General features: G+C 61.4%; 19 protein-coding genes, 1 tRNA gene and 2 riboswitches. Of the genes, 9 read left to right on the top strand and 11 right to left on the bottom strand.

Annotated elements, in window-relative coordinates; all coding sequences use genetic code 11:
• Positions 1-25: 25 nt before the first annotated feature.
• Positions 26-757: a phosphate signaling complex protein PhoU gene (gene phoU, locus VIM98_RS00290; protein WP_331991083.1), complete on the top strand. Its 732-nt coding sequence runs from the start codon at positions 26-28 to the stop codon at positions 755-757.
• Positions 758-823: 66 nt separating this feature from the next.
• Here phoU and VIM98_RS00285 read toward each other — a convergent pair whose 3' ends face one another.
• The 6 genes from VIM98_RS00285 to rnr form a co-directional block, all read right to left on the bottom strand.
• Positions 824-1,693 (bottom strand): SDR family NAD(P)-dependent oxidoreductase, encoded by an 870-nt coding sequence (locus tag VIM98_RS00285; protein WP_331991082.1) that lies wholly within the window; start codon positions 1,691-1,693, stop codon positions 824-826.
• Positions 1,694-1,762: 69 nt separating this feature from the next.
• A complete protein-coding gene (locus VIM98_RS00280; protein WP_331991081.1) occupies positions 1,763-2,344 on the bottom strand; it encodes a TetR/AcrR family transcriptional regulator in 582 nt (193 codons plus the stop codon).
• Positions 2,345-2,458: 114 nt separating this feature from the next.
• Entirely contained in the window at positions 2,459-2,782 is a 324-nt protein-coding gene (gene sugE, locus VIM98_RS00275; protein WP_331991080.1) for a quaternary ammonium compound efflux SMR transporter SugE, read from the bottom strand.
• A gap of 156 nt (positions 2,783-2,938) precedes the next feature.
• Complete coding sequence (locus tag VIM98_RS00270) at positions 2,939-3,229, bottom strand: CBU_0592 family membrane protein (protein WP_331991079.1); 291 nt, start codon at positions 3,227-3,229, stop codon at positions 2,939-2,941.
• Positions 3,226-3,972, bottom strand: coding sequence for a 23S rRNA (guanosine(2251)-2'-O)-methyltransferase RlmB (rlmB, locus tag VIM98_RS00265; protein ID WP_331991078.1), 747 nt, complete (start codon positions 3,970-3,972; stop codon positions 3,226-3,228). The genes VIM98_RS00270 and rlmB overlap by 4 nt, the downstream gene beginning before the upstream one ends.
• Entirely contained in the window at positions 3,969-6,467 is a 2,499-nt protein-coding gene (gene rnr, locus VIM98_RS00260) for a ribonuclease R (protein ID WP_331991077.1), read from the bottom strand. Before rnr ends, rlmB begins: the two co-directional genes overlap by 4 nt.
• Positions 6,468-6,604: 137 nt before the next feature.
• Between rnr and VIM98_RS00255 the strand changes: the two genes are divergently transcribed.
• Positions 6,605-6,689: transfer RNA gene (locus tag VIM98_RS00255), tRNA-Leu, on the top strand.
• Between the two features lie 48 nt (positions 6,690-6,737).
• Here the strand turns inward: VIM98_RS00255 and VIM98_RS00250 are convergent.
• Positions 6,738-7,157 carry a VOC family protein gene (locus VIM98_RS00250; RefSeq protein WP_331991076.1) on the bottom strand — a complete coding sequence of 140 codons (420 nt, stop codon included), beginning with the start codon at positions 7,155-7,157 and terminating at the stop codon, positions 6,738-6,740.
• A gap of 140 nt (positions 7,158-7,297) precedes the next feature.
• Positions 7,298-7,383, top strand: a riboswitch (glycine riboswitch).
• A gap of 3 nt (positions 7,384-7,386) precedes the next feature.
• Positions 7,387-7,464, top strand: a riboswitch (glycine riboswitch).
• A gap of 50 nt (positions 7,465-7,514) precedes the next feature.
• Between VIM98_RS00250 and gcvP the strand changes: the two genes are divergently transcribed.
• Positions 7,515-10,382 carry an aminomethyl-transferring glycine dehydrogenase gene (gcvP, locus tag VIM98_RS00245; protein WP_414650174.1) on the top strand — a complete coding sequence of 956 codons (2,868 nt, stop codon included), beginning with the start codon at positions 7,515-7,517 and terminating at the stop codon, positions 10,380-10,382.
• A 73-nt stretch (positions 10,383-10,455) separates the two neighbouring features.
• Here gcvP and VIM98_RS00240 read toward each other — a convergent pair whose 3' ends face one another.
• Entirely contained in the window at positions 10,456-11,559 is a 1,104-nt protein-coding gene (locus VIM98_RS00240; protein WP_331991074.1) for a M91 family zinc metallopeptidase, read from the bottom strand.
• Between the two features lie 335 nt (positions 11,560-11,894).
• Here VIM98_RS00240 and VIM98_RS00235 point away from each other — a divergent pair, with 335 nt between their 5' ends.
• Positions 11,895-12,896, top strand: a complete 1,002-nt coding sequence (locus VIM98_RS00235) for a hypothetical protein (protein ID WP_331991073.1) — start codon at positions 11,895-11,897, stop codon at positions 12,894-12,896.
• Positions 12,897-12,973: 77 nt separating this feature from the next.
• Here VIM98_RS00235 and VIM98_RS00230 read toward each other — a convergent pair whose 3' ends face one another.
• Complete coding sequence (locus VIM98_RS00230) at positions 12,974-15,631, bottom strand: M1 family metallopeptidase (protein WP_331991072.1); 2,658 nt, start codon at positions 15,629-15,631, stop codon at positions 12,974-12,976.
• 140 nt (positions 15,632-15,771) lie between these two features.
• On the opposite strand from VIM98_RS00230, the gene VIM98_RS00225 reads away from it, so the two are divergent.
• The 3 genes from VIM98_RS00225 to VIM98_RS00215 all read left to right on the top strand — a co-directional run bounded on the left by VIM98_RS00225 (position 15,772) and on the right by VIM98_RS00215 (position 19,021).
• The gene (locus tag VIM98_RS00225) at positions 15,772-16,572 is read left to right on the top strand and encodes an SAM-dependent methyltransferase (protein WP_331991071.1); all 801 of its coding nucleotides are present in this window, start codon (positions 15,772-15,774) and stop codon (positions 16,570-16,572) included.
• 315 nt (positions 16,573-16,887) lie between these two features.
• Positions 16,888-17,154 carry a hypothetical protein gene (locus tag VIM98_RS00220; protein ID WP_331991070.1) on the top strand — a complete coding sequence of 89 codons (267 nt, stop codon included), beginning with the start codon at positions 16,888-16,890 and terminating at the stop codon, positions 17,152-17,154.
• Positions 17,155-17,185: 31 nt separating this feature from the next.
• Positions 17,186-19,021 (top strand): GGDEF domain-containing protein, encoded by a 1,836-nt coding sequence (locus tag VIM98_RS00215; protein WP_331991069.1) that lies wholly within the window; start codon positions 17,186-17,188, stop codon positions 19,019-19,021.
• A 115-nt stretch (positions 19,022-19,136) separates the two neighbouring features.
• On the opposite strand, the gene VIM98_RS00210 is transcribed toward VIM98_RS00215, so the two are convergent.
• A complete protein-coding gene (locus VIM98_RS00210; RefSeq protein WP_331991068.1) occupies positions 19,137-19,850 on the bottom strand; it encodes a hypothetical protein in 714 nt (237 codons plus the stop codon).
• Positions 19,851-20,089: 239 nt separating this feature from the next.
• Here VIM98_RS00210 and VIM98_RS00205 point away from each other — a divergent pair, with 239 nt between their 5' ends.
• The gene (locus VIM98_RS00205; RefSeq protein ID WP_331991067.1) at positions 20,090-21,229 is read left to right on the top strand and encodes an alpha/beta hydrolase; all 1,140 of its coding nucleotides are present in this window, start codon (positions 20,090-20,092) and stop codon (positions 21,227-21,229) included.
• Between the two features lie 6 nt (positions 21,230-21,235).
• Here VIM98_RS00205 and VIM98_RS00200 read toward each other — a convergent pair whose 3' ends face one another.
• Positions 21,236-21,577, bottom strand: a complete 342-nt coding sequence (locus VIM98_RS00200; RefSeq protein ID WP_331991066.1) for a hypothetical protein — start codon at positions 21,575-21,577, stop codon at positions 21,236-21,238.
• A gap of 214 nt (positions 21,578-21,791) precedes the next feature.
• On the opposite strand from VIM98_RS00200, the gene VIM98_RS00195 reads away from it, so the two are divergent.
• Positions 21,792-22,183, top strand: a 392-nt coding sequence (locus VIM98_RS00195; RefSeq protein WP_331991065.1) for a hypothetical protein, incomplete at its 3' end; no start/stop codon positions are given.

The following is a 22,183-nucleotide window of genomic DNA, read 5'->3' as shown; positions in this document are numbered from 1 at the left end:
CCCCTAGCCCTTACGAGAACACACCATGAGCGGCAGCAGCAAAGAACACATCATCAAGAGCTATGACGACGAATTGATTCGCCTCACCGGCGAAATCGTGCGCATGGGCGAATTGGCGGTCAGCCAGCTCGAAGCGGCGATCGATGTGATCGAACGACGCGACGAACGCGCGGCCCAGCATGTGGTCAACAACGACGATGCGATCGACCTGCTCGAGCAGGAGATCAGCCACGACGTCGTCCGCCTGCTTGCGCTGCGTGCGCCGATCGCCAGCGACCTGCGCAATGTCTTCGCCGCCCTGCGCATTGCCGCGGATATCGAGCGCATCGGCGATTACGCTGCCAACGTCGCCAAACGTTCGATCCCCCTCTCGCTGGTTGCGCCGATCGCCCCGACCACCGGCCTGGCCTACCTGGCCGAACTGGCGGCCACCGAGGTGCGCGAAGTGCTGCTGGCCTATCGCGACCGCGATGCCGAGCGCGCCTACCAGGTGTGGAAGGACGACGCGATGCTGGACGAAGCCTATACCGGCTACTTCCGCCAGTTGCTCACCTACATGATGGAAGACCCGCGCAATATCACGCCGTGCACGCACCTGCTGTTCATGGCCAAGAACATCGAGCGCATCGGCGACCACGCCACCAACATCGCCGAAAACGTCTGGTTCCAGGTGCATGGCGAACCGCTGACCGCGCAGCGCAGCAAGAAGGATTTCACCTCGAATCCGGAAATGACCAAGCTCGGGGATCGCGAATAGCACTTACCTTGCGGACGAGAGACGAGCCACGCCGAAGGTGGCTCGCCTCTGCCGGGTTTTAATCCGTCACTCCGATCGAAGCTTGCCCAGCACCGACAAGTCGACCTCGTCGAAATCTGTCGACGTTGTCACTTCCGCCCAAGCTTCCGCGTCTTGGCGGCGTTCCGCTTCCGCCAAGCCGAACACGTATTGTGCGTCGCTGCCGAGCAACAAATGCGCGGGCAAGCTTTCGCGGCGGCTGAGATCGACGATCACTTTAGCTACCTTGGCCGGATCGCCCGCTTCGTTGCCGACGTATTGCTGGAGCAGCCGCTGGATCGCGCCGACACTAGGCTCGTAGTCCGGCAACAGTGCGGGGGCATGGCCGCGTGCGGTATGGCCCCAGTCCGTGCGCATGCCGCCGGGCTCCAGCGCGATCAGCTTCACACCGAACGGCGCCGCTTCCTTGGCGACCACCTCGGTAAACCCGCCCACCGCCCACTTCGCTGCCTGGTAGGCGCTCATGCCGGGCGTGCTCACACGACCGCCGACCGATGAGACGTTGATGATGTGACCTGCACGCTGCTTGCGCATCACCGGCAAGGCAGCACGAGTCAGGTTTACTACCCCGTAGAAATTGGTGTCGATCTGCGCGCGGAATTCGGCTTCGCTGGCCTGCTCGAAGGGCGCCATGTAGCCGAAGCCCGCATTGTTCACCAGGACATCCAACCGGCCAAACGCAGCCACGGCAGCTTCCACCGCGGCTTCAGCCGCGCGCATGTCGGTGACATCCAGGGCGAACGTGCGAAGCCGATCGCCATATATCGGCTTGAGATCGTCGAGTCGACCGGGGTCGCGCGCCGTAGCCAATACCTCGTCGCCGGCCGCCAGCGCGGCTTCGACGATATCGCGGCCGAGGCCGCGGGCACTGCCAGTAATCAACCAAATCTTAGACACGATAGTATTCCTCTCGTAGTTAATGAGCATGTGCTTACTCATTTAATTGAACAAAAAAAAACCGACCTGTTACGGCGTTCTCGCAATCCCGTTCCAGAACACTTCGAAGCCGGAGCGCTTGTATTGCTCATGCTTTTTCGGATACGCGGCAATGAAATCCAGGGTGGTATCGGCTAGCGCGTTAAGCACGGCATAGGCATAGGTGATGCCCTGCCCTTGGGCTCCTCTGACGTGCTCTGCCAGATCCTGGTCCTGCAGTTTCTTGATCGGGCGGAATAGCGCTTCGCCCTGTTTGCGACTTGCTTCGCTGATGCGTTCGGACGCTTTGAGCTGCCGCATCGCACGCAGTTCATACGGATGCGCCGCGCCCCAGTCGATAAAGCGACTCCACAAGTGCCAGCTTCGTTCACGCGCATCGGCCTGGTTCGGATAACCATCGGCCAGCGCCCTGGCCAAGTCTTCTTCGACCGCCAGGAACAGCTGGTTAAGCAATTCGTCCTTACTGGCGAAGTACGTGAACAGCGTGCCCTCGGAGACGCCCGCCGCCTTGGCGATCTTCACGGTCGGCGCAGCCGTGCCCATCGAAGCGACCAGTTCGGCGGCTGCGGTGAGTAAGGCTTCGCGCTTTTCTTCGCTTAGGGGGCGGGCCATGGGATTAAATGAGTAAGCACTTGCTCATAATATAGAGCGAAGGCCTCTTCGTTTCAAGACGCATGACAAAAAATGGCCACCCGGGCTCACTCACGGAGCCGAGGCAAGCCCTACTCAGCTCGCCGGCCCCGTCAACTTCAACCCGATGACGCCCGCCAGCACCATCGCCGCGCAGATCAATCGCGCCGGCGTCGCCGGATCCTTGAACAACACCATGCCGGCAATCACTGCGCCCATAGCGCCGATACCGGTCCAGACCGCGTATGCCGTACCGATCGGCAAACTGCGCGCCGCGATCGCAAGCAATACGACGCTGACGATCATCGCACCCACCGTACCCACGGTCGGCCAGGGCCGGGTAAATCCTTCCGAATATTTGAGGCCGATGGCCCACGTCACTTCGAACAATGCGGCAACGACAAGTACGATCCACGGCATGGCCGGACCTCCTGATGAGGCAGGGCCGTCCCCGCAAAGCGAATCATCCGACGGGGTCGTCCCCGTGGAGGGTGGCGCTGCGCCATCCGCAAACCATCTTAGCCGGATAGTCCGAGAGGCGGCTGCGGCATGCTGTCGCCCCAGTCGGCACATCGATCACCAGAGCTGCGTGCTGTGCCCTGCAGCCTTGGCTTCACGCCGCACCTTGGCTCCGCGCAGGATGCCGTAGACGCTGATGATCAGCCAGGCCAGTTCCATCAGAAAGGCCGAGGTGTTGAAGCTGCCGAAGATCAGCGACAGCAGCACACCGCTCGCGCCGACCCCGTTCATCAACTGGTAGGCCAGGCCGGTGCCGCGCAGTTTGTGCGCTTGCAAGAGCAGGAACGCCAGCAATACCAGAAGGACACCGGCATAACCCGCCCAGTCGTGCCACATGAATGGACTCATCGAAGTGCTCCACGTTGACGCAAGGCCTCGAATAGCACGATACCGGTAGCCACCGATACGTTGAGACTTTCCATGCCACCGGGCATTGGGATCTTGGCCACGAAGTCACAGGTCTCGCGAGTCAATCGGCGCATGCCCTCACCTTCGCTACCCATCACCAGCGCGACCGGTCCCTTGAGGTCGACATCGTAGATGGACGTTTCCGTATCGCCATCCAGACCGGTGATCCATACCCCCGCATCTTTGAGAACGCGCAGGGTGCGGGCCAGGTTGGTGACCGCGATCAGCGGCACGCGATCGGCGCCACCGGCCGAGGCGCGGCGCACCACCGGCGTCAATCCGACGGCGCGGTCCTTCGGCACGATCACGGCCGTCGCCTGCGCAGCCGCGGCGCTACGCAAGCAGGCGCCCAGGTTGTGCGGGTCCGTAACGCCATCCAGAACCAATACCAAAGTGCGCTCGCCGGCCTGCTCCAGCAACGCCGGCAAATCGGCTTCGCCAGCCATCGGCGGTGGCTCGTAGCGCGCCAGCACACCCTGGTGACGCGCTTCGCCGGCCAGCTTGTCCAACTGTTCTCGCGGACGATGATGCACGGCAATCTTCAACGCCCGGGCACGCTCGACCAGCGCCTGCACCCGCGCGTTGCGCTGGCCATTTTCCACTAGCAGTTCGCGCACACGCTCGGCGTCGTTATTCAATGCACCTTCCACCGGATTGATTCCGGCGATCCAACTCTCGCTCATCGCTTGCCTTTCGGTTTGCCCGGCCGACGCGCGGCCTTGGGCTTGCTGGTTTTCTTCGGTTTGACCGGCGCCGCATTGCGAGTTGCGGGCACGGCCTTGCCCGGCTTCTTCGACTTGCCCGAACCGCCATTATCGCGCACCGGCAGCGCCGGGCGTGCCTTGGGCAAAGAATAGCGTTCGCCCGATGCGGCGTAGTCGTAACGACGCGCGGCAGGCAAGGCCGGCAGGTTCGAAGCCGTTCGCGGCGGCACCAGACGGAAGTCGATCTTGCGATCCTCCAGGCTGGCGCGCAGTACTTGCACCCGCACATGGTCGCCCAGACGGTACTGCGTGCCGCCGCGCTCACCCTTGAGTAAATGACGGACCGGATCGAAATGATAGTAATCGTTCGATAGCTGGCTGATGTGCACCAGACCGGATACCTTCGATTCGTCCAGCTCCACGAACAGCCCGAACGATGTGACGCCGGTAACCGTGCCATCGAATTCGCTGCCAACGTGCTTGGACATCCAGGCGCACTTGAAACGCTCGTCGACGTCGCGCTCGGCCTCTTCCGCGCGCCGCTCGCGCTGCGAACAATGCACTGCCATGGCGGCCATGGTGCCGGGCGAATACGCATAGTGGGCCGGCTTACCGCCGCCAAGCGCATAGCGGATCGCCCGATGCACGAGCAGATCCGGATAACGCCGGATCGGCGATGTGAAGTGCGCGTAGGCTTCCAGCGCCAGGCCAAAGTGGCCACGATTGTCCGGTTGATACGCGGCCATGCTTTGCGATCGCAACAGCACCGACTGGATCAGCTCGCGCTCGGGCCGATCGCGTACTTTGTCCAGTACTACGGCGAAGTCACCGGGCGTAACTTGTTCCACGGGCGGCATGCGCAGCTTGAATTCGCGCAAGAACTGCAGCAGGTCCTCGTACTTTTCCGCCGGCGGTGGCTCGTGCGCACGAAACAGCGCGGGGATCTTCTTCTTGGACAAGAACAACGCCGCCTGCACGTTGGCGGCAATCATGCATTCCTCGATCAGCTTGTGCGCATCGTTGCGTTCGGTCGCGCCCATCGCAATCACTTCGCCAGTCTGGTCGAGGCGGAACTTGACCTCCGGCGTTTCGAAGTCGATCGCGCCGCGGCGCTTGCGCTGCGCGGCCATCAGCTTGTAAAGCTCGTGCAGGTTTTCCAGTTGCTGCAGCACATCGGCCACTTCGTCACGCGCGTCGGCATCCCGCAGGCCGATCGCCTGCCACACCTTGTCATAGGTCAGGCGGGCGTGCGAGCGCATGACCGCGTCGTAAAACTTAGAACGCGTGACTTCACCGTCCTTGTTGACCTGCATGTCGCACACCATGCACAAGCGCTCGACCTTGGGGTTGAGCGAACAGATGCCATTGGACAGGGTTTCCGGCAGCATCGGTACCACAAAACCAGGGAAATACGTCGATGTGCTGCGCTCGTAGGCTTCTTTGTCCAGCGCGCTGCCGACAGGTACGTAATGCGATACATCGGCGATCGCAACAACAAGACGAAACCCGCCGCCACGTTTGGGCTCCGCATAAACCGCATCGTCGAAGTCCTTGGCGTCGGCACCGTCGATAGTCACCAGCGGCAAGCTGCGCAGATCCGCCCGCCCCTCGTGCTCGGCCGCAGTCACTTGCGGCTCGACGTCGGCAGCTTCGCGCAGCGTCTCGGGTGGCCATTCATGGGGCAGGTCATGGCTGGCGATAGCCATTTCCACCAACAGCGAAGGTTGCAGGCGCTCGCCGAGCACGGACTGGATGGCACCCAGCGGACCACGATACGCGGTCGGCGGGTCAGTGATCTCGACTACCACGATCTGCCCGCTGCGCGCGCCCTGCTCCTTGCCGGGTGGCACGATGATGTCCTGATGCACACGGCGATCGTCCGGGGCGACCAGAGTCACGCCGTTCTCGATCACCACCCTGCCGACCAGTCGCGACGAACGCCGCTGCAGCACTTCGACGATCGCACCCTGCTTGCGTCCGCGACGGTCCATGCCAACCACACTGGCCAGCACGCGGTCGCCGTGCAGCACCGCACGCATCTGCTGCGGCGACAGATACAGATCGTCGCCACCTTCATCCGGCCGCAGGAAGCCGTAGCCTTCGGCGTTGGCCAGTATGACACCCGGTATCAAGTCCAGCTTGCGTGCCGGCGCATAGCCGCCGCGACGCCCCAGCAACAGCTGACCGTCGCGCACCATCGCGTTAAGGCGCTTGCGTAATGCGTACAACGATTGCTCGTCGTCCAGCGACAGCGCCTGGGCAATGCGCGCCTCGGTCAATAGTTCGCCGCGCTCCTCGAGCAGGGCCAGGATGGCCTCTCGACTGGGAATGGGACGCTCATAGCGCTGCGCCTCACGCTCGGCGTGTGGGTCGACAACCCCCGTATCGATTTTCTTGCCCGGCGCTGCCCGGACTGTCCGCGGTGCTGGCTTCTTGCCGCGGGAAGGTTTTTTTTCCGTATTTTTTTTGGTCACTTATCCGCCCTGGAATGACGCACAACCGGCGCTGGTGCCGTACGTGCAATGAAAAAAGAATGAAAGAATAGTTGACAAGCCCACAATTGCTACCTAATCTACGCGGCTCACGCAGCCCGAAAGGCAATGTGACACCTGCCCAGGTGGCGGAATTGGTAGACGCACTAGTTTCAGGTACTAGCGGGTAAAACCGTGGAGGTTCGAGTCCTCTCCTGGGCACCAATTGTAGACGAAGCCCGCAGCGATGCGGGCTTCTTCGTTTTTGGAGATTCATGCCGACGGCGGCCCTTTCAGTTCGACCATATTTCCCTCCGGGTCGAACAGATAAATCGACGGGCCCTCGCCCTTGGCGCCATAACGCGAACCGATGTCGCCCAGCTTCGCGCCGTGTGCCTTCAGGTGAGCAACGATCGCCGCTTCGTCATAGCCATCCACGCTCAGGCACAGATGGTCCATGTTGTGCTTTTCTGCCTCCGGCCCTGCGCCACCGAGCCGCCCGAGCTTGCTGTCGACATCGACAAGGTCGATCAACGACTGACCCGCACGCAACTGGACCAAGCCGATTTCGTCCTGCCGACGCTCCTCGGTGCAACCGAGCACCTGGCAATAGAACGCCTGCATTCGGGCGACGTGGCGCACGCGCAGAACAAGGTGATCGATGTGCTCGATGCTGAACGGAGGTTTGTTCATATTCGGGTTGCCGGGAGACGGACCCGCAGCCTAGCAACCGCCCGGAGCCTCAGGGAGTGGCGTAAGCCATAAGAGGTCCCGGCTATGGCCTCCGGATGACCTGCAAATCCGCCCCAACCGCTTTATAATCCGCCTTTCGCAAGCTCGCGGTGGGAGAAGCGGGGGTAACCCGCTGCCGAAGGCGCAACGCCCGTAATCGCTCAGGCTCCCATACCACCGCGCGCGAATACTCTGGAGAGACCGGTTCGATCCGGCGCCGAAGGGGCACGAAGCGCGAGCTTCCAAACTCTCAGGCAAAAGGACAGAGGGGCGCCCCGCGCACGGCACGTGCGCTGTCTTCGGATGCCCTTCAAATCCATGAGCCAGAACTCCTCTCCCTCCCTGCGCGAGCTCGAGCACCACGGTGCGTTCATCGAACGCCATATCGGCCCCAACGATGTCGAGATCGCGCAGATGCTGCGCACTGTCGGCTATGACTCGCTCGAGGCCATGACCGATGCCATCGTGCCGGGCAAGATCAAGTCGCCGGCTCCGCTGGTCCTGCCTCAATCGGTCACCGAGGAGCAGGCGCTGGCGAAGATCCGCAAGATCGCCGACAAAAACCAGGTCTTCCGCAGCTTCATCGGCCAGGGCTACTACGGCACGCTCACGCCGAACGTCATCCTGCGCAACATCCTGGAGAACCCGGCGTGGTACACGGCCTATACGCCGTACCAGGCGGAGATCTCGCAGGGCCGCATGGAAGCGCTGATCAACTTCCAGACGATGGTCGCCGACCTCACGGGCATGGATATTTCCAACGCCTCGCTGCTGGATGAAGCCACGGCCGCCGCCGAGGCGATGACCCTGGCCAAGCGTTCGGCCAAGTCCAAGTCGAATGTGTTCTTCGTGTCCAAGGATGTGCATCCGCAGACCCTGGAAGTGCTGCACACGCGCGCCGATGGCATCGGTATCGAGATCCATGTCGGCGACGACAGCGAAGCGCTGAACATCGACAGCTTCGGTGCGCTGCTGCAGTACCCCAACACCTTCGGCCAGATCGGCGACTACAAAGCGCTGACCGATGCCGTACATGCGCGGGGCGGCCTGGTCGCCGTAGCGACCGATCTGCTGGCCTTGACCCTGATCGCCTCGCCCGGCAGTTGGGGCGCCGATATCGTGGTCGGCAACAGCCAGCGCTTTGGCGTACCGTTCGGCTTCGGTGGGCCGCACGCCGCCTACCTGGCCTGCCGCGATGCCTACAAGCGCTCGATGCCTGGCCGCCTGATCGGCGTCTCGGTCGATGCCGAAGGCAAGCCGGCGTACCGTCTCACCTTGCAGACGCGCGAACAGCATATCCGCCGCGAGAAAGCGACATCGAACATCTGCACCGCGCAGGTGCTGCTGGCGGTCATGGCCAGCACGTACGCCGTGTACCATGGGCCGGACGGCTTGCGCCGCATCGCCACGCGCGTGCACCGCATGACAGCCATCCTTGCCGCGGCGCTGCGCGCCAAGGGCATCACGGTAGGCCCGGACTTCTTCGACACCTTGCACATCGTCGACATCGATGCCGCGGCCACCCATGCCAAGGCCAAGGCCGCCGGTATCAACCTGCGCGCGATCGATGCGCGCAGCGTCGGCATCAGCCTGGACGAGACGGCAACCCGCGCCGACCTTATTGCTCTTGCTGGACTGTTCGACGCCACGCTCGACATCGACGCGCTGGACGCGGCCACGCCCGATGCGGTGCCCGCGGCATTGCGTCGCCAGGGCGGCTTCCTCGAGCATCCTGTGTTCAACACGCATCACAGCGAACACGAACTGCTGCGCTACCTGCGTTCGCTCGCCGACAAGGATCTGGCGCTCGATCGCACGATGATCCCGCTGGGCTCGTGCACCATGAAGCTCAATGCTACCGCTGAGATGATCCCGGTCACCTGGCCGGAATTCGCCAACATCCATCCGTTGGCACCGGCCGATCAGGCGCAGGGCTACAAGCAACTGGTCGACGAACTGGAAGCCATGCTGGTCGAGTGCACCGGCTACGACGCCGTGAGCCTGCAGCCGAATTCCGGTGCGCAGGGCGAGTACGCCGGCCTGCTGGCGATCCGCGCTTATCACCGCTCGCGCGGCGAAGGCCACCGCGATATCTGCCTGATTCCCGAATCCGCCCACGGCACCAACCCGGCTTCCGCGCAAATGTGCGGCATGACCGTGGTGGTGACCAAGTGCGACAGCAACGGCAACGTCGATCTCGACGATATCCGCGCCAAGGCCGAGAAGTATTCCGATCGTCTCGCCGCGCTGATGATCACCTACCCCTCCACGCACGGCGTGTTCGAGGAAGACGTCGTCGCCATCTGCGACATCGTCCACCAGCACGGCGGCCAGGTTTATACCGACGGCGCCAACATGAATGCGCTGGTCGGCCTGGCCAAGCCGGGCAAGTGGGGTTCGGACGTCTCGCATCTGAACCTGCACAAGACCTTCTGCATTCCGCACGGCGGTGGCGGCCCGGGTGTCGGCCCCTGCGCGGTGAAGTCGCATCTGGCGCCGTTCCTGCCGCGTGCGCTCGGCGGCGAAGGCGATGTCGGCATGGTCAGCGCTGCCAGCTTCGGCAGTGCCAGCATCCTGCCGATCAGCTGGATGTACATCACGCTGATGGGCACCGAAGGCCTGCGCAAGGCTACCCAGGTCGCCCTGCTCAACGCCAACTACATCGCCAAGCGCCTGGAGCAGCACTTCGAAACGCTGTACACGGGTCGTAACGGCTTGGTCGCGCACGAATGCATTCTCGACCTCCGTCCGATCAAGGACAGCACCGGCATCAGCGCCGAGGACGTGGCCAAGCGCCTGATCGATTTCGGCTTCCACGCTCCGACGTTGAGCTTCCCGGTGGCCGGCACGCTGATGGTGGAACCGACCGAAAGCGAGTCGCTGCATGAGCTCGATCGCTTCATCGACGCGATGATCCAGATTCGCGACGAAATTCGTGCGATCGAGAACGGCAGCCTGGACCGCGAGGACAACCCGCTGCGCAACGCGCCGCACACCGCGACGATGGTGACCGCCAGCGAGTGGACACATGCCTATCCGCGCGAGCTGGCGGCGTTCCCGCTGCCCAGCCTGAAACTGCAGAAGTATTGGTCGCCGGTAGCGCGCGTGGACAATGTCTACGGCGACAAGAACATCATGTGCGCGTGCATCCCGGTGGATGCTTACAAGGAAGAAGCCGAGGTTTGATCGGTGCGATTTGACCGGCGTTACACAGCCATGGGCTTCCTCGATGCATCGAGGAAGCCCATGGCCGGTCCGATTAGCGGCTGTAACGATCGATCAGCGCCCGCACCGGCGTGGGCGCAGTCTGTTGCCTGGACACCTTTTGCCAGATTTTCGCGATCAGAGACCGCGATTCGAAAATCGGAGCGACACTATCCACCGCACTGTAGAGCGTAGCGGGAGTCAGCCTGGAATAGTCCCTACGCAACGGCAGGTTGTGCTCACTGCGCAACGCGTTCTCCGATGGCTGGAATGTCCCGCTTCGTGGCGTAGTCAGCAGGCCGACCGTTTCGAACTCCTCCCGCTGGTGGTTGACGTTTTGCACGACATCCAGCAAATGGCGGCCAAACGCGACGTTCCTGGCTCGGTCGACATTCGCACCAAGCGACATCGGATCGTTGAATAAAGCATGCCCCGCTTGGTTGAGCTGCGGAATGCCCACTGCTTTGCCGTGTGCGAGTCGATAGGCATGAACCAGTTCATGGCCCAGGCCGATAAACCGGATGGCCCTGGGTTCATACGGGTTGTAACGCACTTCGCTGCCCCACCCCTGGCCTTCCACACCGTCAAAACGATATCCCTCTTCAAGCCCAGCCTGCACATGCGGTGCATTGATATTGGACTCATCGCCAGGCCTGGTCGAACCGATAAAGACATCCGCATTGTCGCCAATGCTCACTCTATTCCAGCCGATGCGCGCATCCAGCCGAGTCAACAGCTCGCGGCCAATCGGCTCGCTCATCAGCCGGTGCAGGGAATGGCGCGTATCGGCAAGCAGATCCAGAAATGCGCCAACGTCTTCTCCGGCCGCGCGCCTGACGTTGACATTGACCAGCTCGCCGTGCGGAACGGCCGATTCTATGCGGCGCAGTCTCCGCCGTTGCGCCTCCAGTAGCTCCGGGGTAAAACCGGCCTGAGGCGTACGCGCCACCCGTGCCGTCACCGGCGTCCAGCGCTTGGGAATGGAAACCCCGGGAACGACCCCATCCTCTCTCATGTTGGCCTGGTTGGCTCTGGCGAGCTGCCCGGTAATCGCATCGATAAAGCGGCGGTCGCGCGGGGCGATTCCGGGCGCAACGCCAGCTCGATTTGCCTTGGCAAATTTGTCGACCAGTCGATCTCTAAGACTTGGCTTGCGCATGGCGCCCTCTCGATCCGTCACCCTGTGGACGTTACTCCCGACAAAATGTGAAGGAATATCGAGGCGCAAGTTATTGCGACTTGAAAGAAAACTCGATCCGATTCTGGGTTTTTAAATTTCTAATTAGATGAATTAGCCATTCACATGCTCGCGCACATTATCGAAATAAATCTGCCCATCGATTTCGATAGAAATATCGCATCACAAAATCGAACATCGAGTGCCTCCTACATTGGCGCTCCGGCATCGCGCCGGTGGAACAGGGGTGACGCATCGCGCATGTCCGCCGGTGCGCCTCATGGACGGCTTACTTTCACGCGAAGGAGTCGAAAGCGATGACGAAATTCAGCTCGCGAATGAAGCTGGGCGGTTATCTGCTCGCTATCCTGTGCATGGCCGCATCGGCATGGATACCTGCCGACCGCGCACATGCCGCCAATGCCGCGTCATTGACCACTGTCGGGCAACTCAGCGCCGCACAGAAGCCGGCGGGCGTTCCTGACGATTATGTCGTCACGCCTAATGGATACTTTGCCGCCAGTTGCGTGGTGGCGATTCACCAGGGCGACAAACTGCAAGCCGGCGGCATGATCGAGCGCGCCAATGGTGCTCTCGAAAAACCGGCAACATGCACCCAACCGAACTATACGTTGCAAGGCGATCGCATCGAACCCAACGGGCAACACGTCACCGTGCTCGGGCATGCACCGCCGCCGGTGCAAAGCGGTTGGGTGCAAGACGCCAACTACGCCAGCTCAACGCCGATCGGTCGTATCGTCGCGACCTGGACCGTTCCCTCGCAGCCGTCCAAGCGGGGCAGCCAGGTGATCTACTTCTTTCCCGGCCTTGAACAGCTACCCAACGTGCAGTCGATCCTTCAGCCGGTACTCGGTTGGAATGGCTATGGGGACAAAGCCTGGACGCTTGCCAGCTGGAATTGCTGTGTCAACGGCACGACCTTCCATAGCGACCCGATCGCCGCCCACGCGGGCGATGTCGTCGTCGGCGATACGTATTCCAACTGTGCGCCGGGCGTGGCCTGCTCGAGTTGGAACATCGACTCACGCAATACCACGACCGGCCAGACCACCACACTGACCACCAATCCCTATGCCGACCTGACCTGGGTGTTCGGTGGTGTCCTGGAGGTCTATAGCGTCGCCACCTGCAATCAATATCCAGGCGGGCCGATTACCTTCAGCAACGTGCAGGTCTACGACCGTAACAACAATCATGTGTCCAATCCGCCATGGCAGGGAACCAACACCTCGGGCATCACGCCGCAGTGCGGCTACGGGCTTCAGACGACGGCTAGCACCGTTACGATTTCGTACTGATTCCTGCCTCCAAAAAACTGAGCCCCGACGAACGCCGGGGCCCAGTGCCATACCGCGGAATGATAGGTGGAGCTGTCTTATGCGCCGTGCTTCTTCAGCCACGCATCGATGGCCGGTATCCGCTCGTTACGCACCTTGATGCGATATTGGATGTTGGCGATGGAGGTTTCCGCATCGCGACGCGAACTGGCCGCGATGTTCTTCTCCGCGAAGGCGCGAACCTTGTCGACCATCGCCGGGTTCAGCGAACGGCTCGCCAACGCCGGGTAATAGCGCGACGACGAGGTCGAATCGACACGCTTGTCGACCTCGGCCTTGTGCGCCACTGCGAAATCGAACGCCAGATCAGGGTGGCTGCCCGATACCATCGCGATCATGCCGCTGCTGTTGGTCGCACCCGGCTCGTCGGTCAAGGCCAGATCCAGCGCGCGTTGGGCCAGCGCCTGATCGCGCGCGATCGAGAGCAGGGAGTACAGCTGGTCCTTCACCAGCGGGGTCTTCTCGGCCTTCGCCATCGCATGCAGTCGGTCCCAGGTAGCAGCATCGGCGTTGCGCGCTACCACATTGAGTATCGTCCGACGAACCGCCGCCGGCATGGCCTTGGGATCTTTATCCATCGCATCGAAGCGACGATTGGCTTCCTTGATCACTGCGGTATCGCCCAGCGAGCCCAGGGTACCGATCAAATCGTTGCGCAGGATCTTCACCGGATCGGCTTCGCCGGCCTTCGCTTCCCAGCCCACGCGCTTGAGTACCGGAGCCAGACGCGAGATAGCATACTTGCGGAACGCCTGCTGACGCGCCGCATCGCCTTCGTAATAGCTGTCGAGCGAAGAAAGATCCCCAGCAATGTTGTCCCACACCTGCGGATCGGCCGACTCCGGTGTGGCAAGCGCCAGGTCCAGCACATCGGATGTGGGCTGCAAGCCGACCATGCCCAACGCCCAGGTGTCGTTCATCACGCCCAACTGGTCGATCGGCGCCAGCTTGGCGAAGTTCTGCTTGAGCGCATTGAACTGTGCGGTGCCGTAAAGCGTACGGTAATAACCGCTCTGCCCCGCGTTGACGATGACCGGGCCGCAGCCTGCCAGCTCCAGCGTGGCGTGACCGCCGCTGACCAGCGTGCTTGCCGGGACTCCGCCCAGCGTCTGCGCGACGACAGGCACATGCCAGGACAACGGCTGCTTGTCGGGGCGGTCGCGAGTGAACTCGGTCTGGCTGAGTTCGATCGTCGTCCTGCCGCCAGCACACTTGACGTTATCCACCTTGATCATCGGAATACCCGGCTGCAAGGTGAAATCGTGTGCGATCTGCGTGACCGGCTTGCCCGGTGCAGCAGCCTCCACTTCGCGCCAAAGATCGTCGGAAACCGCATTGCCATAGGCATGGGCCTTGATGTAGCTACGAATACCGTTGCGCCAGGCATCGGAACCTACATAGCCTTCAAGCATGCGGATGACGGACTCACCCTTGGAATACGTGATCGCATCGAACGCCTGGCTGGCCTGTTCGACGGTGTCGATCCGCTGCACCACTGGATGCGTGGTGGCGATGGCATCGCGGCCCATGGCCGCCTCGCGCACTTCGACTGCGCTCAGCGCCGTGTTCCATTCCGGATGCAGCTTGGCCGTGGTGCGGCCCTCCATCCAGGAGGCAAAACCTTCGTTGAGCCAGAGGTTATCCCACCAACGCATGGTCACCAGGTCGCCGAACCACTGGTGAGCCATCTCATGCGCTTCGACCGCAAAAACCGTCTGCTTGTCGCTCTGCGTGGCAACGGTCGGATCGAGCAGCATGGCGTACTCGAAAGTGAAGATCGCACCCCAGTTTTCCATCGCGCCAAAGAACTGGCTGCGACCGGGCGCGGCGATATTGTCCAGCTTGGGCAGCGGATACGGCGTGCCGAAGTAATCGTTGTACTCGGCCAGGATCGACTTGGCCGAATCCAGCGCGAAGCCAGCCTGGTCGGTCATGCCCTTCTGCACGATCACGCCGACTTCGGTGTTACCGGCCGCCGCAGTCGCGCGCTCGAAATCGCCCAGGCCGAAAAACAGAAGATAGGTGGACATCTTCGGCGACTGCTGGAAGTCGACCGTTACCAAGCCATTGCCCGCATCGGTCTTCTTAGCGACAGGCATGTTGCTAACGGCCATCTGGGTAGCCGGCACCGTCGCATGCAAGGCAAAGGTCGCCTTGTAGTTAGGCTCGTCCCAGGAAGGAATGAACCGACGCGCATCGGAGTTTTCGAATTGGGTGTACAGCGCGCGCTTCTTGCCGCCCGTCTTGGTGTCGTAGTCCAGCGCGAACAGACCGTTGGCCTGTGTGCCGATCTTGCCTGTATAGGTCATGGCCAGCTGGTAGCTGCCTTTGGCCAACGGCTGGGCAAAGGTGAAGGTCGCTGTCTGGTTGGCCGCATCGACCGCAACCTTCGGTGCCGGCAATGTCTTGCCCTTGACCGGGGTGAGGCTGACTGCGGAGAAGTTCATATCCACGGCATTGAGCGTGATGCTCGAGGTGGATTCCAGCACATCGACGGTCACCGTGACCTTGCCATCGAAGCTTAAGGCATCGGCATGCGGCGCAACGGCCACATCGTAGTGGGTCGGGCGCACCGTGCGTGGCAACTGGGTAGTCGCCTGCTCGACCGCCGGTACGGCCGGCTGGGCGACGGCGGGAAATGACGACGCGCTGGCAAGTGCCAGGACGATCGCGGAAACCAGATAGCTTCGACGCATGGGGACCCCTATGGAGGATGACGGACAGAACCGGGCGAGCATGACCGATTCGCCCGCCTGGGCCATATGCCATTCGCTTACCTGCCGCTTCCGCCACCCGGCGGTCCCGGTTACAGTCGCCCGCAAGAACGGAGAACGTATTGAACGACCTGGCAGTACCGAAGGGCAGCCTGGCCTGCGTAGGCATAGGCATCACCCTGGGTTCGCATATCAGCCCGTTGGCTCGCAGCCATATCGAAACCGCCGACGTCGTGTTTGCCGGGGTTTCCGACGGGATAGTGGAGCTTTGGCTAAAGAAAATGCATCCGGATGTGCGCAGCTTGCAGTCGCTGTACGGGCCTGACATACCCCGTATGCGGACCTATCGGAAGATGGTGGAGACGATGCTGACTGAAGTGCGCCGGGGCAAGCGCGTCTGCGGCGCCTTTTATGGCCACCCTGGCGTGTTTGCCTGGGCACCGCACAAGGCCATCGCTCAGGCGCGCCGCGAAGGCTATACGGCCCACATGGAACCAGGCATCTCCTCGTCCGATTGCCTCTATGCCGATCTTGGCATCGATCCCGGCGCGCTCGGCTGCCAGCACTACGAGACCAGCCAGTTCATGCTCTACCGACGCCGCATCGACCCGAGCGCCTGGCTCCTGCTTTGGCAGGTCGGGTTGGCCGGCGACCTCGGTTCGCGGCGTTTCGACACTCGCCCGGCCTACCTGCAATTGCTTGTGGAATTGCTGTGCAGGGACTATCCGCCCAACCATACGGTCATCCTGTATCAGGCTGCCACGCTTCCCGTTCAGTCCCCAAAGATCGAACGGCTGGCCCTGGCCGAATTGCCCACCATGCAGCTGAGTATGGGCGATACCTTGGCCGTGCCGCCGGCTTACTCGATGCGCCCTGCCGACGATATTCGAGCCCGGCTGGGCGAATTAGGGTCTTTGGCCTAATCATCGGACTATTTCAAACAGCAAAATCCCTATGGCCTATTACTTTTGAAATCGTCGAAATAATGATCCATAAGGCGATATGATGTGCGCTTGACCGGTCGCGAACCCAAATAGACGGCCGGCGGATAACGATATGCAAGCTGGCCTACCGGAAGCCGGATTGCGGGCGGTGCTATTCGTAGTGCGAGCGGAAAATTTAAGGGTGTGCCATACACGCGGGGATCCCAGGGCGTGCTGCACCCGCTTAAGGCGTCGTACGGCGATTTCTCCCCCGCGCACAAGCATCCGTCATTGCAACTATCAGGGGATAGTTTTATGTCCAGCATTATCGAATTTCTGGAAAGGATGGGCGGTAGCGCGCCACTGCGCAACGGCTCCGATGCGGAACTGGCCTTAGCCCTCGACGAGGCACAGGTCGATGCGACCGCGAGTTCGGCTATCCTGACCAAGGATCCTTCCCGATTGCAGAAATTTCTTGGCGTCGAATCCATGTTCATCGTGCAGATGCCGGTGGAAGAGGAAGAAGAAGACGGCGAAGAGGACGAAGAGATTCCCGAGTCCCGGTACGTGCCGACATCCTGAGTCGACGGATCCGACAGGTCACGAGGCGACTATGCTCAGGCATTCGATCTACGGCATCCTCCTTGCGCTGGGCCTCCTCGGCTCGGCGCAGGCCTCCGTGTTCACGCCTGAAGACCTATCGCAACTATTGCAGCGCGCCGACAGCATCAAAACTTCGCGTCACGACGAATTCCTGCAACTGCTCAATCAGCTGGATAACCAGGCGAGCAAACTGACCCCGATACAGCAATGGCGACTACGATACCTGCATGCGTGGCAGGTGGCTTTCAGCGGACAGTATCCGGAAGCCGGAGCGCTGCTCAACGATGTGATCGAGCGCTCCGACGATGCGACGCTGCGCTTCCGCGCCAACGCGACCATCATCAATATTCTGGGCATCGCCCATCGCTACGAAGATGCTTTTCGCCATCTCAACCAGCTGATCGACGATCTGCCGGAGGTCACCGATAAAGTAGCGCGCTATCAAGGGTTGGGCGAAGCGGCACAACTACTGATCGCCGCCGAGCAGTACGATCAGGCCATCGGCTATGCCGAAGAAATGCTGCAGGACCTGCCTCCCGGCGAGAACGACTGCAAGGCGCTTTACTTCAAGCTGCATGCAGCTTTCCGCAACGGCTCTCCACAGCCGGCCGACCCACCGTTTCAGGAGGGCATCGATGCTTGCCTGATCGGCAAGGAACCGTTGTTCGCCGATACGCTGCGTGCGGATATCGCCGCGCTGCAGATCACGCGCAACCAGCCCGAGCAAGCCATCGCCATCCTCAAGGAACACTATCGGGACGTCCTCGGTTATCGCTATCCGGCGCTGACCATGCAATACAACGTACTGCTAGCCAAGGCCTATTGGAAGCAAAGCGATATCGCGCAAACCGAAAAATTCGCCCAGGCCGTTGTCGAGGGCGCAATTCAGAACGAATACACCGAGCCGCTGAGCGCCGCCTACTCGCTGCTCTATCAGATCGAAGTCAAACGCGGAAACATCGCCGCCGCGCTGGACTATCACGAAAAGTACATGGCCGCCGACAAGGGCTATCTGAATGACGTGACCGCTCGCACACTGGCGTTCCAGATCGTCAATCAGCAGCTCAAGGCACGCAAGCTGGAAGTCGAAGCGCTGAACAAGCGCAACCAGATCCTGCAACTGCAACGCGCACTGGATCATAAAGCGGTAGAGACCAGCCGCTTGTATATTCTGCTGCTGGTGACCGTGCTTGCATCGATCGCACTACTGCTTTATCGCATCAAACGTTCGCAGCTGCGCTTCATGCGCCTGGCGCGACAGGACGGATTGACCGGGATTTTCAACCGCCAACATTTCGTCGAGGAAGCCGGCCATGCCCTGCGCCAGGCCGAACGCGGTCACCGGCATTGTTGCCTGATCCTGATCGACCTCGATCATTTCAAGCAGATCAACGACACCTACGGCCACGCCGTCGGCGACCAGGTCTTGCAGGCAGCGGTAAGCGCATGCCGTGCCTTCCTGCGCTCCAGCGATGTGTTCGGCCGCCTGGGCGGCGAGGAATTCGGTATCCTGCTGCCTGAATGTACGATCGCGACTGCGATCGACCGAGCGGAACACCTGCGCAGGACCATCGCCACCATCCCCGTGCAGATGGGCGAGCGCCTTGTCGCTGTTTCGGCTAGCTTCGGCATTTCCTCGACCGAGCGGATCGGCCACGACTTGCAACGCTTGCTGGTGGACGCCGATCGCGCGCTTTACCGCGCAAAACACAGCGGTCGCAACAGGGTCGAATCCAGCGGCACCGGCGACGGCGCGCCCAGCTCGCATGCTGTCCAGGCGGAGCAACGCCAGAGCGCGTCCGATTTACCTGACTCGACCTCCTTGCCCGAACCCGCCAGCGGCTAGAACTCCGCCATCTTCGGCCATGGTCGCCTTCGCAAACGCGCGGCGTAATCGACGGGAAACTCAGATAACCTCGGTTCTTATTGTCTCCGCCACAGGCGGGCATCGGCGTCCCATATCAGGGCTTATTCACCGGCTGCAACGCTCCGACCGCGACATGCCCCTGCCATCCTTCGAACACCTCCGCAGCAGTCTTGTCCAACTGCGCAGCCAAAACCTCGACATGGGGGCACGACGAACCATCCGACGCATTGTCCACCGACGGCTCACGTCCAGGCTCCCACATGCCCGCCATGCAGTAATAGGTACTATTCCTGAGCAACGCCAAGCCACCGGTATAACGTGCTTCGGCGCGCGCAGCCGCCGTGGCGTCTGCATACACCGGCGCCATCTTCGCCAACAACGCTTTCGCCGCATCGCGCTCGCGCGGGGTAGATTGCTTGAGCACCTCGTTATAAGGCCCGGCAAAGCGCGAGCCCGGCCGTTCTGCGGCAAGCGAGAGCCACGCCAGAGCCAGAGCACGATCTACCGGCTGATGATCGCCATTGAGCGCCATTACACCGAGGACATACTGCGCCTGCTTGCTACCCCAACCTGCCGCGTCCTTGAAAAACTGCACGGCATACCGATACTTCTTCTGCCCGTAGCTCTGCGCGGCCAGGCAGTAGTAATAATCGGACGGAAGAAATTTTTCCTCGCCGATAATGCAACGCGTATTGGCCAGATCTTTGTCGGTAGGAATCTCAGCCGCCGAAGCCGTGCTTGTTTCCTGCGCGGCCGCGCCTAGCGGCAGCAACAGGGCCAGCGCCAATACCGTGAGTGTGCCGCGCATCGGAGACTCCTTGAGATGATTTTGGCGGCATCATAGCTCCATATTATGGCTCGCTGCGCGACAGTTTTCCTCGCATAAACTTGCGCAAAACATCGCCATGGATACAGTCCGCGGACATTTTTCACTGTCCGCGGTCACTGCCTTCGGCAGGTCCACGCCGATGAGAACCTCGATGCAGCAAGCTTGGCCCGCGAATTGCTGCTCCGCCCTGCCCTCATGAATGTTCGGAACATCTCTGCATGAAACGCATGAAATCGTTGCCCTGCCTGATAGCACTTGCCATTGCCGCCGCAGGCGCCCATGCCGATGGCGATATCAAGCCGTCCACGCGGCAGGAAGCGCGGAGCATCATTGCCGAGTCACGTCAGATCGTCAGCCCGCGCGGCATCGATACGCTGACCAAGATTCCGGTGAACGGCACCGAGCAATGGCTTTCGATTCGTGGCAACGATGCACGCAATCCGATCCTGCTGTTCCTCCATGGCGGCCCGGCATCTCCGGATATGCCGATGGCCTATAGCTTCCAACGACCATGGGAAGATTATTTCACCGTCGTGCAATGGGATCAGCGCGGCAGCGGGAAGACTTACCTGGCAAACGATCCGAAAACGATCGGACCGACGTTGACCATCGATCAGATGACGGACGACGCCGAAGCTGTCGTAAGTTATCTACGCAAGACTTACGGCAAGCGGAAAATCTTCCTGCTCGGTCACTCGTGGGGTACCGTGCTGGGCGTGCGCCTGACGCAGCGGCATCCGGACTGGTTCTACGCTTATATCGGCGTCGGCCAGATGGTAAACACCGTCAAGAGCGAAGCCATCGGCTATCGCTTCGCACTGGATCAAGCCAAAGCGGCACACAACGACAAAGCCGTGGAGCAACTGGAGAAGATCGCCCCTTACCCGGCGCCCGACGGTACGCTCGAACGCGACAAGCTCAACACTACGCATCAGTGGCTGACATACTACGGCGGACTGGCATACGGACGTCATGATTTCGGTTTCGGCGTCGACATCGAACAGCTAGCACCGGAATATACCGATCAGGATCTCGACGCAATCGACAAAGGCAGCGCCTTAACTTTCCAACACTTGCTCGTTCCGCTGTCCCGAGTCGACTTTACCCACGACACGCACTTCGGCTGTCCCGTCTTGCTCTTCACAGGCCGGCACGACTACGCCGTATCTCACGAACTGACCGCACAATGGTTCGCTACGCTCGACGCCCCTTCCAAACGCTTGGTCTGGTTCGAGGATTCATCGCATATGGTGATGCAGGAGCAGCCCGGCCGCTTCCTTATGCATCTGGTCAACGATGCACGGCCGCTCGCCGTGCAAGCCGGCGACGCTGCACCGGAAGAAACCGAACAGCACTGATCTCGTTCAGCGGCGACGATTGATCGGCGCACCGGGCGCCGGATCGCGCGCACCTCGCGGCGCGCGCGGACTCTTCCAGCTCCCGCCGCTTTCCTTGTTCTTGCGTTCGACATCCAGGACTTCACGGTCCAGCCCGCGACCGCCGCTCTGGTAACTTCCGCCAACCCGCGGCTCGTCGTCGATCATATGAGGGTCGGCGGGTAAGGCTTTGCCATCCCGGTCATCGAAGCCGTGATGAGGCGACTCCTGAGTCTCGCTTCGTCGCGGCACCTGCTGCTCGTCGGGCGGGGTGAGATTGAGGCGGCGACCATCGCCGCCTTTACCGCCGAACCGATCTGCTTCGCTCATGATGCATGCTCCTTTCGAGGGCCCGGACAGCATGGTCTCCTGCCATGGGTTTGCTTACCGTGCAGATTCGCTGGCGATCGCGACGACATATGTGCACGCGGCCTCGACCGTGCGGAGAGGTATTGGCATGCCGTCGTCTCGATAAATTGGCTCTATTTTCCTGTGCGGAAAACGCTTTCCAATGAGCGCCAATCCGAGGGAGACCCGAAACACCATGAACAGCACGATTTCGCGCGATACCGGCCTGGCCGGCGTTCCCACCCGCCTTATCGTGACAGAAGGCACTCCACGCGCGCTGTTTGCAGCAAGCATGATGGCACTGGGTATCCTCGGCCTGATCTACGGCGATTTCGCTCTGCAATGGCAACGTATTCCGATCGCGCATCTGCCCGGTCGCAGCGTTCTGGCTTATACCACCGCCATTCTGGAGATAGTTGCCGGTCTGGGGCTGCTGTTTTCCGGCACGGTCCGGGTCGCTTCGCGCGTGCTGGCAATCTTCCTGCTGCTCTGGGCCGTGCTGCTCAAGCTGCCCGCCATGGTGCTGGTGCCGCAGATGGAAGCTACCTGGCTTGGCTTCGGTGAGATCGCGACGATCTTCACTGGCGG

The sequence above is a fragment of the Dyella sp. genome (assembly GCF_036568765.1).
Taxonomy (GTDB): Bacteria; Pseudomonadota; Gammaproteobacteria; order Xanthomonadales; family Rhodanobacteraceae; genus GSA-30.
The sequence above is the reverse complement of the archived record's forward strand: the minus strand, read 5'-3'. Positions and strand labels throughout refer to the sequence as shown.